General features: G+C 68.2%; 14 protein-coding genes. 9 read left to right on the forward strand and 5 right to left on the reverse strand.

What is annotated here, in order from left to right; all coding sequences use genetic code 11:
• Positions 1–62 precede the first annotated feature (62 nt).
• Complete coding sequence (locus tag AB0L64_RS12655; protein ID WP_363710272.1) at positions 63–1,043, forward strand: NAD(P)-dependent alcohol dehydrogenase; 981 nt, start codon at positions 63–65, stop codon at positions 1,041–1,043.
• On the opposite strand, the gene AB0L64_RS12660 is transcribed toward AB0L64_RS12655, so the two are convergent.
• The 4 genes from AB0L64_RS12660 to AB0L64_RS12675 all read right to left on the reverse strand — a co-directional run bounded on the left by AB0L64_RS12660 (position 1,033) and on the right by AB0L64_RS12675 (position 4,807).
• Positions 1,033–2,316, reverse strand: a complete 1,284-nt coding sequence (locus AB0L64_RS12660; protein ID WP_363710273.1) for a lanthionine synthetase LanC family protein — start codon at positions 2,314–2,316, stop codon at positions 1,033–1,035. The genes AB0L64_RS12655 and AB0L64_RS12660 overlap by 11 nt on opposite strands.
• Positions 2,313–2,831 (reverse strand): DUF6886 family protein, encoded by a 519-nt coding sequence (locus AB0L64_RS12665; protein WP_363710274.1) that lies wholly within the window; start codon positions 2,829–2,831, stop codon positions 2,313–2,315. Before AB0L64_RS12665 ends, AB0L64_RS12660 begins: the two co-directional genes overlap by 4 nt.
• A gap of 24 nt (positions 2,832–2,855) precedes the next feature.
• The gene (locus tag AB0L64_RS12670; protein WP_359938571.1) at positions 2,856–3,617 is read right to left on the reverse strand and encodes a M23 family metallopeptidase; all 762 of its coding nucleotides are present in this window, start codon (positions 3,615–3,617) and stop codon (positions 2,856–2,858) included.
• Between the two features lie 338 nt (positions 3,618–3,955).
• Positions 3,956–4,807 (reverse strand): alpha/beta fold hydrolase, encoded by an 852-nt coding sequence (locus AB0L64_RS12675; protein ID WP_363710275.1) that lies wholly within the window; start codon positions 4,805–4,807, stop codon positions 3,956–3,958.
• Between the two features lie 132 nt (positions 4,808–4,939).
• Here AB0L64_RS12675 and AB0L64_RS12680 point away from each other — a divergent pair, with 132 nt between their 5' ends.
• The 6 genes from AB0L64_RS12680 (at position 4,940) to AB0L64_RS12705 (ending at position 11,609) form a co-directional block, all read left to right on the forward strand.
• Positions 4,940–5,359, forward strand: coding sequence for a cobalamin B12-binding domain-containing protein (locus tag AB0L64_RS12680; RefSeq protein ID WP_355473907.1), 420 nt, complete (start codon positions 4,940–4,942; stop codon positions 5,357–5,359).
• A gap of 365 nt (positions 5,360–5,724) precedes the next feature.
• Entirely contained in the window at positions 5,725–7,011 is a 1,287-nt protein-coding gene (locus AB0L64_RS12685) for an ABC transporter substrate-binding protein (RefSeq protein ID WP_363710276.1), read from the forward strand.
• Between the two features lie 97 nt (positions 7,012–7,108).
• A complete protein-coding gene (locus AB0L64_RS12690) occupies positions 7,109–8,164 on the forward strand; it encodes a sugar ABC transporter permease (RefSeq protein WP_363710277.1) in 1,056 nt (351 codons plus the stop codon).
• Positions 8,164–9,045 carry a carbohydrate ABC transporter permease gene (locus tag AB0L64_RS12695; protein WP_363710278.1) on the forward strand — a complete coding sequence of 294 codons (882 nt, stop codon included), beginning with the start codon at positions 8,164–8,166 and terminating at the stop codon, positions 9,043–9,045. Before AB0L64_RS12690 ends, AB0L64_RS12695 begins: the two co-directional genes overlap by 1 nt.
• Before the next feature lie 400 nt (positions 9,046–9,445).
• Positions 9,446–9,979 (forward strand): ricin-type beta-trefoil lectin domain protein, encoded by a 534-nt coding sequence (locus AB0L64_RS12700; protein ID WP_363710279.1) that lies wholly within the window; start codon positions 9,446–9,448, stop codon positions 9,977–9,979.
• A gap of 583 nt (positions 9,980–10,562) precedes the next feature.
• Positions 10,563–11,609, forward strand: a complete 1,047-nt coding sequence (locus AB0L64_RS12705; RefSeq protein ID WP_363710280.1) for a porin PorA family protein — start codon at positions 10,563–10,565, stop codon at positions 11,607–11,609.
• 8 nt (positions 11,610–11,617) lie between these two features.
• Here the strand turns inward: AB0L64_RS12705 and AB0L64_RS12710 are convergent, their stop codons facing one another.
• Positions 11,618–13,309 (reverse strand): glycoside hydrolase family 13 protein, encoded by a 1,692-nt coding sequence (locus AB0L64_RS12710; RefSeq protein WP_363710281.1) that lies wholly within the window; start codon positions 13,307–13,309, stop codon positions 11,618–11,620.
• 127 nt (positions 13,310–13,436) lie between these two features.
• Here AB0L64_RS12710 and sucC point away from each other — a divergent pair, with 127 nt between their 5' ends.
• Both sucC and sucD read left to right on the forward strand, forming a co-directional pair.
• Complete coding sequence (gene sucC / locus AB0L64_RS12715; RefSeq protein ID WP_363710282.1) at positions 13,437–14,609, forward strand: ADP-forming succinate--CoA ligase subunit beta; 1,173 nt, start codon at positions 13,437–13,439, stop codon at positions 14,607–14,609.
• 14 nt (positions 14,610–14,623) lie between these two features.
• Entirely contained in the window at positions 14,624–15,514 is an 891-nt protein-coding gene (gene sucD / locus AB0L64_RS12720; protein WP_363710283.1) for a succinate--CoA ligase subunit alpha, read from the forward strand.
• The last annotated feature ends 45 nt before the right edge of the window (positions 15,515–15,559 follow it).

Raw genomic sequence — 15,559 nt, forward strand, 5'->3', positions numbered from 1 at the left:
CGTCCCTTACGGCGTAAGGCAACCTTACGCCGTAAGGAGACTTACGTTGTAAGGGGGACGGGATGAAGGCCATCGTTCAGCACGAGTACGGGTCACCCGACGTTCTGGCGTTTGCCGACGTCGAGACCCCCGAGCCGGCCGCCGGTGAGGTGCTGGTGCGGGTGCACGCCGCGTCGGTCAACGCGCGCGACTGGCACGTGCTCCGCGGCGATCCGTACATCGCCCGCCCGTCCGCCGATCTCGGCCTGCGGCGGCCGAACGTCACGATCCGCGGCACGGACTTCGCCGGCCGGGTGGAAGCGGTCGGCCGGGGAGTGACCGACGTACAGGTGGGCGCCGAGGTGTACGGCGAGGCGCCGCAGGCGTTCGCGGAGTACGTCGCCGTGCCGCAGGACCGGGTCGCGGCGAAACCGGCCGGCCTCGGCTTCGAGGAGGCGGCCGCGCTGCCGCTCGCGGCGAACACCGCGTTGACGGGTCTCCGCGACACCGCAAAGGTCCGGCCGGGGCAGCAGGTGCTGATCAACGGTGCGGCCGGTGGCGTCGGCACGTTCGCGGTGCAGATCGCCAAGGTCCTCGGTGCGACGGTGACGGCGGTCTGCAGCACACGGAACGTCGACCTGCTCAGCTCGCTCGGTGCCCACGACATCGTCGACTACACGACGTCGGACTTCAGCCGGCGGGACCAGCGGTACGACGTGATCCTCGACCTCGTCGGCAACAGGTCGCTGACCGCCCTGCGGCGCGCACTCGACCGCCGCGCCACGCTCGTCCTGTCCGGTGGCGGGCTGTACGGCGGCGGCAGCGTGTTCGGCCCGCTCGGGCTGATGATCCGCGGGCAACTGTCGAGGCCGTTCGTGCCGCAACGGGTCGTGATGTTCAACGCGGTCCCGAGCAAGGCCAACCTGACAACGCTGCGGGAGTACGCCGAAGCCGGACAACTCACCCCGGTCATCGACCGGACCTACCCGCTCTCCGCCGCTGCCGAGGCGATCCGCTACGTCGAAGCCGGCCACGCCCGCGGCAAGGTCGTGATCACGGTCTGAGCGCCCACCAGTTCTCCATCCGCTCCACGGCCCGCTGGTCGCCGTCGAGCACCCGCTGCAGCCGGAACAGGTACGCCGCGATCCCGGCCGCGCCCTGCATCCATCCGACGCCCGGCGGCAGCAGCGGATCCTCGTTGCGGTGCTCGACGAACCGCCAGTACCCCTCCGGGGCGGCGTGGTCGAGCAGCGTCTCGCCCATCAGGACGGCGAAGTCCAGGTCCTGCTTCTCACCGTCGCGTTGCCACGCGTCGAGGAACGCGTCGCCGACACCCGCCGTACCGCAGCAGCGGCCGTCGTTGTCCCAGAACCCCGGATGGAGCCGCTCGGGGATGCCGGAGTACCGCACGCCGTCCAGGCATCGGCGCCGCCAGGTCCGCGGTGTTTGGCCCGCGACCTGCTCGACGCCGGCGTGCTCGAGGGCGCTGAACGTCAACGCGGTCCCGGCGCCGCCGTGGCACCAGTTGAACGTGAACTCGTCGCCGTGCCGCTCCGCCCACGGAATCACCCGCGGCACCCGGAACCCGCGCTCGTCGGTGATCCCGATCGTCACCAGATGCTCGGCGCCCCGCCGCGCCGCGTCGACGAGCTCCGGACGGCCGAGCTCGGTCCCGGCCAGCGCGAGCACCGCCGCGATCCCCGCGAGCCCGTGCGTGAAGTTCGGCATCTCGGTCGGCTCGTCGGTCCGGAACCGGCGGGACACGAACTGCCAGTTGAGCCCGGTCGGCAGCTCCTCCCGTTCGCCGAGCAGCAGGTCCGCGGCCTGGTCGGCGAGCGCCGAGGCGTCGTCACCGCGGCGGGTCGCCCACAGGGCCCCGAGCAGGATCGCGCCGGTTCCGAGCGTCACGTCGTTGCCGACCGCATCGGGCGCGTACCGCGGCTCGTCGAGGAAGCTCTCGTGCCAGCCGTTGCCGGTCGCAAGGGACTGGAGGCGTGCCAGCGCGGCGCCGGTGCCTGGTTCGTCGAGTGCGGTGAAGACCCCGATCGAGCTGACCAGTCCGTCGAAGAACGTGGTCACCGTGGTCGTCGGAATCGTTGCGCGGACCCGGTCCGCGATGGCCGTCGCAAGGTCCTGCTCGGCCTGGGTCCACGGGCGGGTCAGCCGGATCTCCGCCAGCACGTGTGCGAGCCCGCCGACGCCGCTGTGCATGCCTTCGGGGTACTTGTCGGGGGTGTCGCTGCCGCCGAAATCAGGGATCCACGGGCCGTCGTCGTCCCACCGGACCTGGCTCAGTGTCCAGGACCAGGCCTGTTCGGCCACCTCGCCGTACGTCATGGCAGGGCGTTGCGGAGCCGGATGCCGCTGAACTCGAGGGTGCTGCTGACGACCGCGGCCCAGAAGTCGTGCAGCCGCTGCAGGACCCGCAACTGGATCCCGGCTTCCTCGTGCAAGGCGAACAGGTCGCCGACGCGCTCGGGCGGACCGATCGGCCGTACGTCGACGCGGGCGACGACCGCGGCGTCGTGCTCGGCGAAATCGGCGGCGGGCAGGCGGTACGCGTAGAGCTCGACCGAGCGGATCGCGTCCAGCCAGCCGTACTCGACGGCGTGCACACGGGTGCCGGATCCGGCGCCGATGATCCGGTCGCGGTCCTCGGGGGTGGTGTTCGGCCCGACCCAGGCCATCGCGCGCGGGCATTGCCGCGGGAACCAGTAGTCGGGGGCCCGGTCATGGCCGACGGCCCAGACGTACGGGGTGATCTTGTCGCCGGTCCTGGCGACGTAAGGCCGGAAGATCTCGATCGTCGGATCCTCGGAGAAATGCAGAACCTCACCAACTGCCGGACGCATGCCAGCAGCTTAGTCAGGGAGTCGTTACGGGTTCAGGCCACAGTGGTTGCGCAGCCACGGCATCGGGTTGATCGGCTCGCCGCCGTCCGGCCGGACCTCGAAGTGCAGGTGCGGGCCGGTGGTGTTGCCGGTCATGCCGACCCGGCCGACCTCGTCGCCGGCGTACACGGTCTCGCCGACCTCGACGCTGAACTTCGACATGTGGTTGTACCAGGTGACGGTGCCGTCCTCGTGCCGGACCTGGACCTGACGGCCGTACGGACCGGCCCAGTCGGCGAAGATCACGACGCCCTTCATCACGGACCCGATCCGGGTGCCGATCGGGGCGGCGAAGTCGGTGCCGGTGTGGTTGCGGGCCCAGCGGCTGCCGCCCTGCCCGAACGTCGCGGTGATGTGGTAGCCGGAGATCATCATCTCGCAGCGGGTGGCCGACTCGCGGGCCTTCTGCTCGGCGGCGTCGGCCTTGGCCTTCGCGGCGGCCAGCGCGCTCGCACGCTTGGCGGTCAGGGCCTGGGTGGCGGTGAGCTTCGCGGCCCGGGCCTGCGCCAGCTTCGCCGCGGCGGACTGCTTCTTGGTGGTGGTCGTGTCGGCCAGCTGGACCCGGGAGGAGTCACGGGTGGCGAGCTGGCGCGCCTGGATGCGTGCCGTGGTGATACCGGACAGCTGCTGACCACTGTCCAGGCTGAGCGCGGCGAGGTTCACCGCGGAGTTCGCCTGGGTCGGTGACGACAGGGCGCTGTGGCTGAAGCCGACAGCTCCGGCTGCCGCGGCGAGCGCGGCGGTCAATCCGACGATCTGGGTACTGCTGGGGGTATTACGCCTGGCAACGCGATGTTTTGCACTCTGACGTCCTGCGCCGGGCTTGCGCGCAGCATTGCCGGGCGTGACGCGGTCGCCCGCGGCACGGTGCTGGGACACAACGTGGCCTTTCGGTCACAGGGGAGGGGCTTGAAGCTTGGTTTTGCAGCCCCCGGAGGGTTTATTCCCCGGGAGGACTCACAGACCATAACGGAAGGGTCACGGGGTGACAAACCCCGCCACCCACTTTTCCGCGGCTCCTTCACGAAACTTTTGCATGAGCCGCTGCACGTGCATCCGCCGGAAGCGCCCAGGAAGCTTCCTGATCAGGCAGTTTTGGGCTCTTCGTCCAGGTGGGCCAGTACGCCGGTGATGCGGTGCACGACCTCGCCGTGGAACGGCAAGGACAGGTGGCCCACGCCGTGCACCCGGACATTACTCGCCGTCAGGTCGGGGTGACGGATCCGGGCCCTGCGCTGCGGCACGATCAGCTGGTCGACGTCGCTGTAGAACGCGACGAACCGGGTGTCGCAGTCCGGCGCCGGCTCGTCCAGCTCCGCCATCAGTTCGCTGTCCGGCCGGACCTGCTTGACCAGCGGCCACGGCAGCAGCTTGGCGGCGACGGTGCCCTGGTGCGGCGTGCCCAGCGTGACGCACGTGTGCACGCGTGCGTCGCCGCCCAGGCGCTGGACGTAGTACCGCGCGATCAGCCCGCCGAGGCTGTGCCCGACGACGTGGATCTGGTCCGACCCGGACGCCTCGCAGATCGCCTCGATCTCCCGCCCCATCCGCTCGGCGGTGCGGCGGATGTCCAGCGTCAGCGGCGAGTACGAGAACGTGTGGATGCGGCTGAACCCGCGACGGATCAGCTGCCGGCGCATCAGCGCGAAGATCGTGTGGTTGTCGATGATCCCGTGCGCCAGCAGGATCGGCGTACCGGCGGCCCGGACGTCGCTGACGAGCAGGCCGCGCTGGGCCGGGCCGAGGCCGGCGAGGTTCAGCCGCGCGGGCAGGTCGGGGGCGCCACGGACCAGGCCGAGCGGGTACATCGCCAGATGCGTGGTCAGCCAGCCGATCTCGACCGCCGCTCCCTGCAGCACGCTGGGCGAGAGGGCCGAGCGGGCGCCGTACGCGAGTCCGTCCAGCGCGCCGCGGACCTCGTCCTGCCAGGTGCTCATGGCGACTCCTCACCAAACCAGACCCCCCGGTGGTCCGATCTCTTCCAAGGTAACCGGTTCCCATCCTGCGTGTGGGGGAACACACGCCTCTGTGTCTTATCCGTGAGGAACGCCAGCGGTTAGCCTGCCCCCATGCCTGCTACGAGCCCGTTGCGCGTCGTCGTCGCCAAGCCCGGTCTGGACGGACACGACCGCGGTGCCAAGGTCGTCGCCCGCGCCCTGCGGGACGCCGGCATGGAGGTCATCTACACCGGTCTGCACCAGACCCCGGAGCAGATCGTCGAGACCGCGATCGCCGAGGACGCCGACGCGATCGGCCTGTCGGTGCTGTCCGGCGCGCACATGACCCTGTTCAAGCGGGTCCGAGAGCTGCTGACCGAGCGGGACGCCGAGGACATCGTGGTGTTCGGCGGCGGCATCATCCCGGACGCCGACCTGCAGCCGCTGGCCGAACTCGGGGTGCACAAGATCTTCACCCCGGGCGCGACGACCACCGAGATCGTCGACTGGGTGCGCAGCAACGTCGGCGACGCCTCGGCGACCTCGGCCTGACCCCCCGGGCTGGTTCCGCGTCACTCCGGAGCGTGATGACGACTGCCCGGAGTCGTTCTGAACAGTCATGCCCTGTTCAGTCAGGTTACTAATCGGTAATACCGAATCGTTAAGAAATACCCGGTTGTGCGGGCTTCCCAAACGCGGTCGCATACAGCCATGCGGCTGTCCGTTTCAGAGACCGTCCGGCCGGGTTGTGTGTGGCTCAGAACACATCGGCCCGTTCTCGGTTACTGTCCGGACAGGGCGGATCGCAGTGCGGTGGGGGACTGCGACCTACTGACGCAGGACCCAAGCGAGTCCCATCGGGAGAGGGCAGGTAAACGATGAGGTTTGAACGATCACACGCACGCAGGACGGCTTTTGTGGCCGTCGCAAGCAGCTTCGCGCTGCTCGCCACCGCGTGTGGTAGTGGCGACGACGGAAGCAGCAGCGGCGGGGGCAGCAGCTCGGCCGGAGCGCTCGAGGGCCGGGGACCGATCACCTTCGCCACCGGCAAGGACACGTCCGGAAACCTGCAGAACCAGCTCAACGCCTGGAACGCTCAGCACCCGAACGAGAAGGTGGAGCTGAAGGAGCTGCCCGAGGACGCCGACGCGCAGCGCCAGCAGATGGTGCAGAACGCGCAGGCGCAGTCCGACGCGTTCAGCGTGCTGAACATGGACGTCGTGTGGACGTCGGAGTTCGCCGCGAACCAGTGGATCACCCAGATCCCCGAGGACAAGGTGCCCGACCTGGGCAAGCTGATCCCGGCGACGGTGGAGACCGCGAAGTACCGCGACAAGCTGTACGGCGTGCCGGTCACCTCCGACGGTGGTCTGCTCTACTACCGCAAGGACCTGCTGACCAAGGCCGGTATTGCGGAGGCCCCGAAGACCTGGGACGAGATGCTCGCCGCGTGCCAGAAGGTGGCTGCGTTGCCCGAGGGCAAGGGCATGGGCTGCTACTCGGGTCAGTTCGAGAAGTACGAGGGCCTGACGGTCAACTTCTCCGAGGCCGTGAACTCGGCCGGCGGCGAGGTCGTCGGCAAGGACGGCAAGCCGAACGTCAACACCCCCGAGGCCAAGGCCGGCCTCGACGAGCTGGTGAACGGCTTCAAGACCGGCGCCATCCCGAAGGCCGCGATCACCTACAAGGAGGAGGAGAGCCGCCGCGCCTTCCAGGAGGGCAAGCTGCTCTTCCTGCGCAACTGGCCGTACGTCTACTCCCTGGCCAACAAGACCGACGGCTCCTCGAAGATCGCCGGTAAGTTCGCGGTCGCGCCGCTGCCGGGCAAGTCCGGCGCCGGTGTCTCCTCGCTGGGTGGTCACGACTACGCGATCAGCTCGTTCGCGAAGAACAAGGCCACCGCGATCGACTTCATCAACTTCATGGCGAGCGAAGAGCGCCAGAAGGCGAACATCGAGAAGACGTCGCAGGCGCCGACCTGGCAGTCCCTGTACGACGACGCGGCGCTGAACAAGCAGTTCCCGTACTTGGCGCCGCTGAAGGCCTCGATCCTCGGTGCGCAGCCGCGCCCGCGGGTGGTCAAGTACGGCGACGTCACGGCCGCGATCCAGCAGGCGGCGTACGACGCGCTGAACGGCAAGCAGACGTCTGACCAGGCGTTGTCCGGCCTGCAGACCAAGCTCGAATCGCTCATCACGCAATGACCGTCGTGCCGGGGCCGGTGTGTGGGGAGGTTGTGACCACGCACCGGCCCCGGCCAGTCCCTGCCCCGGCTCCGGCCGGGAAGCAAAGGAGGCACAGGTGACTGCAAGTACGCCGGTCGCGGAACGGCCGGTCAAGGAGCCGAAGCGCCAGCAACGGTTCGACGAGGGCACCGGCCGGCTGGCCGCGACCCTGCTCTCCCCGACGCTGCTCGTCCTGGGCGTCGTCGTGTTGTTCCCGATCATGGCCGCGCTGCGGGATTCGCTCTACCAGAGCGGTCAGCGGCTCGACGAGAACGGGTTCATCGTCAAGGGCTCGACCTTCGTCGGGCTCGACAACTACACCGCCATCTTCAAGGGCGAGACCGGCGACCGGTTCTGGAACGCGTTCTACAACACGTCGCTCTTCACCGTGGTCTGCGTGATCCTCGAGACCGTCCTCGGTGTCGCGATGGCGCTGATCATGCACAAGGCCTTCAAGGGCCGCGGCATCGTCCGGGCCAGCATCCTTGTCCCGTGGGCGATCCCGACCGTCATCTCGGCGCTGCTGTGGAAGTGGATCTTCCAGGCCGACGGCATCGCCAACGCGGTGCTCGGCACCCAGGTGCTGTGGTCGACCGAGGGCTGGCAGTCGAAGCTGTCGGTCGTCATCGCCGACACCTGGAAGACCGCACCGTTCATCGGCCTCCTGGTCCTGGCCGGGCTGCAGACCATCCCGGCCGAGGTCTACGAGGCCGCGAAGGTCGACGGAGCCAACGCCTGGAAGACCTTCACCCGGATCACGCTGCCGCTGGTGAAGCCGGCGCTGCTGGTGGCGGTGCTGTTCCGGATCCTCGACACGCTGCGGATCTTCGACCTGCCGTTCGTGCTCGTCGGTGCGCACAAGAACTCGGTCGAGACACTGTCGATGCTGGCGTACGACCAGGCGTTCACTACGAAATACGGACCTGCAGCTGCCTATTCGACGGTGCTGTTCATCTACGTCGCGGTCGTCGCGTATCTGTTCGTGAAGATCCTCGGCGCCGATGTCATCGGCGAAGCCAGAGCCAAGAAGCGCGGCGGCGGACGCCGGAAGAAGAACGGCGACTCGGATACGGCAGCCGCACGGGCTGTCGTCACCGCGGGAGCCGGTCCGGGTACTGGAGGGAATGTCTGATGGCTACCGCAACCGCACAGCCCCGGGCCGACGCGGCTCGGGTCCGGGCCGCCGAGTCCGGCCGGGTGAAGCGCTGGCTGCCGCTGCTCGGCGTCGCGCTGATCGTGATCTACTGCCTGGCGCCGTTCTACTGGATGGTCGTCTCGGCGTTCCGCCGGCCGGCCGACCAGTTCTCGAACGCGCTGATCCCGTCGCCGTTCTCGATCCAGAACTTCAAGGACGTGTTCAGCGGCAACAACGGGTTCCCCCGTGGTCTGCTGAACAGCCTGATCGTGGCCGGCTCGGTGACGATCCTGACGCTGGTCATCGGCATGATCGCGGCGTACACGCTGGCCCGGCTGGACTTCCGGGGCAAGAACGTCGTGCTGGCGATCATCATCACCACATCGATGTTCCCGGGCATCTCGCTGGTGGTGCCGCTGCTGAAGCTGTTCGTCGACATCAAGTGGATCAACACCTACCAGGCGATGATCGTGCCCAGCCTGTCGTTCGCACTGCCGTTGGCGGTGTGGAACCTGACCGCGTTCTTCCGGCAGATGCCGCAGGAGCTCGAGCAGGCGGCGATGGTGGACGGCTGTACGCCGGCCCAGGCGTTCCGCAAGGTCATCATCCCGTTGGCGGCGCCCGGTGTGTTCACGACCGCGATCATCACGTTCATCGCGGCCTGGAACGAATTCCTGATCGCGCTGAGCATGACCAACAAGAAGTCGATCCAGACGGCGAACGTCATCGTCTCGCAGTTCACCGGGACGACGGGCCGCGACCAACCGTTCGGCAGCCAGATGGCCGCCGGTGTGGTGGTCACGATCCCGCTCGTGATCGCCGTCCTGCTGTTCCAGCGCCGTATCGTCGCCGGCCTCACGGCAGGTGGCGTGAAGTGAGCTGGAGGGACCGGCGGGAACAGGATCGCCGGGACCGGGAAGACCGTGACCGGCGGGACCGGGAGGACCGGGACCGCCGGGACCGGGAAGAGCGTGACCGGCGCGACCGGGAGGACCGGGACCGAAGGGACCGCGAGCGATACCGCTGAAACACGAAACGGCCGGAGCATTCGCTCCGGCCGTTTTTCGTTGGCCGACCGGGCTTTGCGGGCAGTGGATTGTAGACCCGAACATGCGAGACGTCCAGCATCGAACACTGCAACTACTTGCAGTGTCTTTCTGTTGTTATCACGCATACGGGTACTTATGCTAATTGGGCCGGCATTCGCAAATGGCCATACAAGTCCGGGAGAATTTCCGACGGCGCCTGGCGCCGGTCGTGCAGCGGAGAGGATACTTCATGCGTAATTCACGGCGAATTCTATGGTTCGGGTTGGTGGCGGCCTTCTCGCTGGTGATCGTGGGCCTGGTGGGCACGACGCCGGCCATGTCCGCCCCGGCCGGTCAATCGGCAGTTGATGAAGCTGCGGCACAGACCGTCAGTTATTATCGTGCGTTGATACAGAACAAGCAGACGAAACTCTGTCTTGAGAGCAACAGTGTTGGGACTGCTTACACGCGTACTTGCAACAGCGGCAATACGTACCAGCAATGGCGTTTCGACAACACCGCCAACCAGTTCATCTGGAACGTTGCCACCGGGCGCTGTCTTCAGTACGCGCTCGGGAGCGGCTCGGCGACCGGTCTGGTCTCCACGAAGCCGTGTAACCGTTCGAATTACTACCAGCTCTGGGTGGCGCATATCACCGGAGCGGAGTTCACCTACTACGGCCGGCATTGTCTCGACAGTAATTCCGCCGGTGCGGTCTACAATCTGCTGTGCAACGGTTCTAACTACCAACTGTGGAACAAGATCTACTTTTCTACTCCGTGAGGTCAGGACACCACGAGTGTGGGAACAGTCGGAGGTGCCCCTCCGACTGTTCCTCGGTACGCAGGGGTTTCACCGCGGATGTGTTCGGCACTTGCTTATGGGTCAGATCTGTAGCCAGGCGGTCGTGTCGTCAGGTGGTTCGTCGTTCGCGAGTGTTTCCCGGTCAGCAGGACCTTCGCGTGTGCTCGGCAGCGGAATCGGGTGTCGGTGAGGTTGACGACTCAGCGGGGGCCCGGCTCGACTTCCGGGGCAAGAACCTCGTGCCGGCGATCATCATCACCACGTCCTGATGGCGCTGAGCATGACCAACAAGAAGTCGATCCAGACGGCGACGTCATCGTCTCGCAGTTCACCGGGAGCGCTACCGCTAGGTGACGACACAAAAGGGCCGGGGCCGACCAAGGTCCCGGCCCTTTCGTGTGGTCACAGGACGGCGGCACCTGAGGACGCAGCGCGTCGCGTTCATCCGCACAGGCGGATGTGCCGGCCGGTGCGCACTGAGACGATGCCCCAGGGGATCGACGGCGGAATCCGCCACGGCACACACCGGGCCGCCTGGGGGCGGTCGCAATCAGGGGGCATCATGCGACGAACAGCATGGATTCTGATCGGATTCGGAGTGCTGCTACTGGTTTTGGCGGCGCTGCTGAGGTTCGTGGTCGCACCGGCCGCGACGAAGCTGCCGAGCGATACCGACACCACCACGACGTACAGCGGGAGAGGCACCGTGCTGAACGCCGCGGCCCTGCAATCGGGTGACGTGGCCAACGCGCTCGCCCGGGACATCCCGGTCACTCTCGACCGCCATGTCTATGTCAGTGACTCCGACGGTGACACCGCCATCGTCCACGACGACGGCACCCTGAAGGCCGGCCCGTCGTCGTCACAGAGCAACCACACGTACGCCGTCGACCGGACGACGATGACCGAGACCGATCCGATCAACGGCGTCCAGGTCGAGCAGCACCACGGCCTGACCGTAACTCTGCCGGTCGACCCGGAGCCGTCGTCCGACGTCTACACCTATTGGGACACCATGACCCGGAAGGCTGTTCCGGTCACCTACATCGGTACCGAGGACCGCGCGGGGCGCACGACGTACCACTACCGAGCGACCGCGTCCGGCCCCCTCGCGGACCCTGCGCTGCAGCAGCAGTTGCCGACCTCGCTGCCGAGGACGCTGGCGCCCAGACTGCTCGCGCTGTTGCCGACGCAGACGCAGCAGCAACTCGCTCCGCTGGTGGCCGCACTGCCGGCACAGGTGCCGCTGGGCTACACCGCCACCAGCACGTACGACGTGTGGGCCGACACCGATCTCGGCGCTCCGCTCGACACCAAGATCAACCGCTCCGTGACTGCCAACGTGTTGCTCGGCAACAACGCGCTCCCGCTGCTCCCGGTCCTGGCGGTCGATGTCACCGAAAACCAGGCGTCGGTCGCGGACGCGGCGGCCAAGGCGAACGATGCTGCGCTCAAGCTCGACTGGATCCAGCTGTGGGGTCCGCTCATCCTGCTGGTCCTCGGTCTCGCCCTGATCGGCGTCGGACTGCTGGTCGGCCGGCGGAAGCCGGAGCCGCCGGCGGCCGCACCGACCGGACGGGTCGATGCGGGGTCACCGGCAGCCACGTGACGGCGGCTTTACTCCTCGAGCCAGACGCTGGTGTCGGGCGGTAGCCCGGCACCGGTCAGCGGCTCACTGCTGAGCAGAACCTTGCCGTGGGGCGGGAGCGGAACCGTGGTCTCGCCGAGGTTCACCACGCACCGGAAGCCGGGGTCGCGGGTGAACGAGAGGACGCCGCCGGGGGCGTCCTCGTCCCAGACCAGCCGACCCTCGCCGAGCGCCGGGTGTTCACGCCGGATCCGGAGCGCGTCCTTGTAGAGGCTGAGGTGGCTGCCGGGGTCGCCCTTCTGTGCTTCGGCGGTGAGGCCGGCCCAGTCGGCGGGTTGCGGGAGCCACGGCTGCCCGGAGCCTGGGCCGAAGCCGTACGGCGGCTCGGAACCTGACCACGGGATCGGTACCCGGCAGCCGTCGCGGCCGCGGACCGTGTGACCGGAGCGCTCCCAGGTGGGGTCGTCCAGTACTTCCTCGGGCAGGTCCTCGACCTCGGGCAGCCCGAGCTCGTCACCTTGGTAGATGTACGCGCCGCCGGGCAGCGCCAGCTCCAGCAGCGCGGCGGCCCGGGCCCGGCGCAGCCCGAGCGCGAGGTCGGTCGGTACGACGCCCGCACCCGCGAGCGCGTCCTTGTGGTCACGCCCGTACCGGGTGCGGTGCCGGATCGTGTCGTGGTTGCTCAGCACCCAGGTCGCGGGCGCACCGACCGCCCACAGGTTGTCGGTCGTGTGGTCGACGACCTCGCGCAGCTCCGCCGCGTCCCAGGCGGCGCGCAGGGCGTCGAAGTTGAACGCCGAGTGCAGCTCGTGCGGCCGCACGTACTGCGCCAGCCGCTCGGCCGGCGACAGCCACGCCTCCGCCACGAACACCCGGGGGCCCTGCGGCGTATCGGCGTACTCGTCCGCGATCGCGCGCCAGCGCTGGTGGATCGTGTGGACGCCCGGCTGGTCGTAGAACGGGTGGCCGACGTACTTCTCGTGGGTCGGTTCACCGTTGTGCAGCAGTTCCACGTCCGGCATCGCGGGATCCTTGGCCATCGAGTCGGCGACGTCGATCCGGAAGCCGTCGACACCGCGGTCGAACCAGAACCGCAGGATCGCGTCGAACTCCTCGATCACCTTCGGGTGGTCCCAGTTCCAGTCCGGCTGCGAGATGTCGAACAGGTGCAGGTACCACTGGCCATCCCCTGAGTCGGCACTGATCTGCTGCCAGGCGCCGCCGCCGAACGCGGCCGGCCAGTTGGTCGGCGGCAGTGTTGGATTCCTTCCCCGCCCCTCCACCCCGGTCTGGCCGCCCTCCTTGCCGTCGCGGAACCAGAACAGATCGCGCTCCGGGGAGCCCTTGCCGGCCGCCAGCGCGGCCTTGAACCACGGGTGCTCCCAGGAGCAGTGGTTCGGCACCAGGTCGATCAGGATCCGCAGGCCGAGCGCGTGCGCCTCGGCGATCAGCGCGTCGGCGTCCGCGAGGGTGCCGAAGTCCGGGTTGATGTCGCGGTAGTCGGCGACGTCGTACCCGCCGTCGAGCAGCGGGGACGGGTACCACGGGCTGATCCAGATCGCGTCGACGCCGAGATCGGCGAGGTACGGCAGCCGGGCCCGGATGCCGTTCACGTCGCCGGTCCCGTCACCGTCCGCATCGGAGAAGGAGCGCGGGTACACCTGGTAGACGACGGCGCTACGCCACCAGTCGTCAGCTGGTCTGCTCTCAGGATCGGTCATGCCAACCAGCCTCGCACGACCGGCGGGAGGGCTGTGACAGTCGTCTCAGCCAGTACCCCGGCTGTCGCTGCCGGCCCGAAGGTGGCTAGTGTCAGGAATCCGTACAGGCGAGAGAGGGACCACACTCGTGGATCTGATGGAATTCCAGGCGAAGACGGTCTTCGCCAAGCACGGGGTGCGGACGACCGTGGGTGCGGTCGTCACGACTCCGGAGGAAGCGCGCGCGGCGGCCGAGAAGATCGGCGGCCGGGTGGTCGTGAAGGCCCAGGTCAAGACCGGTGGGCGCGGCAAGGCCGGCGGCGTCAAGCTGGCCTCGAGCCCGGACGAGGCCGAGGAGAAGGCCCGCGAGATCCTCGGGCTGGACATCAAGGGTCACGTCGTCAAGATCCTGAACATCGTCCCGGCCGCGGCGATCGGCGAGGAGTACTACTTCTCGTTCCTGATCGACCGGGCGAACCGCAACTACCTCTGCATCGCCTCCGCCGCCGGCGGTATGGAGATCGAGGAGGTCGCGCACACCAACCCGGACGCGGTCGCGCAGATCTCGATCGACCCGGCGACCGGCGTGGACTCGGCGTTGGCGCGGGAGATCGCGGAGGCCGCGAACTACCCGGCCGACGTGATCGACGCGGTCGTCCCGGAGATCGTCAAGCTGTACGAGGTGTTCATCGGCGAGGACGCGTCGCTGGTCGAGGTGAACCCGCTGGTCAAGCTCGAGGACGGCAACGTCGAGGCGCTGGACGGCAAGGTCACGCTGGACGAGAACGCGGACTTCCGGCACCCGGAGCACGCCGAGTTCGAGGACGTCTCGGCGGCCGACCCGCTGGAGGCGGCGGCCAAGGCCAAGGGCCTGAACTACGTGAAGCTGGACGGCTCGGTCGGCATCATCGGCAACGGCGCGGGTCTGGTCATGTCGACCCTGGACGTGGTCGCGTACGCCGGTGAGGAGTTCGGCGGCCAGAAGCCCGCCAACTTCCTCGACATCGGCGGCGGCGCGTCGGCCGAGGTGATGGCGAACGGTCTGGAGATCATCATCTCCGACCCGCAGGTGGAGAGCGTGTTCGTGAACGTCTTCGGCGGCATCACCGCCTGTGACGCGGTCGCGAACGGCATCGTCCAGGCGTTCGAGCTGCTCGCGAGCCGCGGTGAGCACGTCACCAAGCCGCTGGTCGTGCGGCTGGACGGCAACAACGCCGAGGAGGGCCGCCGGATCCTCGACGAGGCCGGGCTGGCCGGTCTGGAGCGGGTCGACACGATGGACGGCGCCGCCAAGCGCGCCGCCGAGCTGGCTGCGAAGTAAGGGATCGCCGAACAATGTCTATCTTCCTGACCAAGGACAGCAAGGTCATCGTCCAGGGCATGACCGGCTCCGAGGGCACCAAGCACACCACCCGGATGCTCGCCTCGGGCACCAACATCGTCGGCGGCGTGAACCCCCGCAAGGCGGGCCAGAGCCAGGACTTCGACGGAAAGGCCGTTCCGGTGTTCGGCACGGTCGCCGACGCGGTCAAGGAGACCGGCGCGAACGTGTCGGTCATCTTCGTCCCGCCGAAGTTCACCAAGGACGCCGTACTGGAGGCCGTCGAGGCCGAGGTGCCGCTGGTCGTGGTGATCACCGAGGGCGTGCCGGTGCACGACACGGCCGCGTTCTTCGCCGCCGCGCAGGCGTCCGGCAAGACCCGGATCATCGGCCCGAACTGCCCCGGCATCATCACCCCGGGCGAGTCGAACGCCGGCATCATCCCGGCCAGCATCGCCGGCCAGGGCCGGATCGGCCTGGTCTCCAAGTCGGGGACGCTGACCTACCAGATGATGTACGAGCTGCAGGACTTCGGGTTCTCGACCGCGATCGGGATCGGCGGCGACCCGATCATCGGGACCACGCACATCGACGCGCTGCAGGCGTTCCAGGACGACCCGGACACCGACGCGATCGTGATGATCGGTGAGATCGGCGGTGACGCCGAGGAGCGGGCGGCCGCGTTCATCAAGGAGAACGTGACCAAGCCGGTCGTCGGGTACGTCGCCGGCTTCACCGCGCCCGAGGGCAAGACGATGGGCCACGCGGGTGCGATCGTGTCCGGCTCGTCCGGCACCGCGGCCGCGAAGAAGGAGGCCCTCGAGGCCGTCGGCGTGAAGGTCGGCAAGACGCCGTCCGAGACCGCCAACCTGATGCGCGAGATCATGCAGGAACTGAGCAAGTAGATCCCAGGCTGCCGGAGCGGGACCTGCCCAGCCGGGCGGGTCCCG

It is taken from the genome of Kribbella sp. NPDC051936 (genome assembly GCF_040680955.1).
Taxonomy (GTDB): Bacteria; Actinomycetota; Actinomycetes; order Propionibacteriales; family Kribbellaceae; genus Kribbella.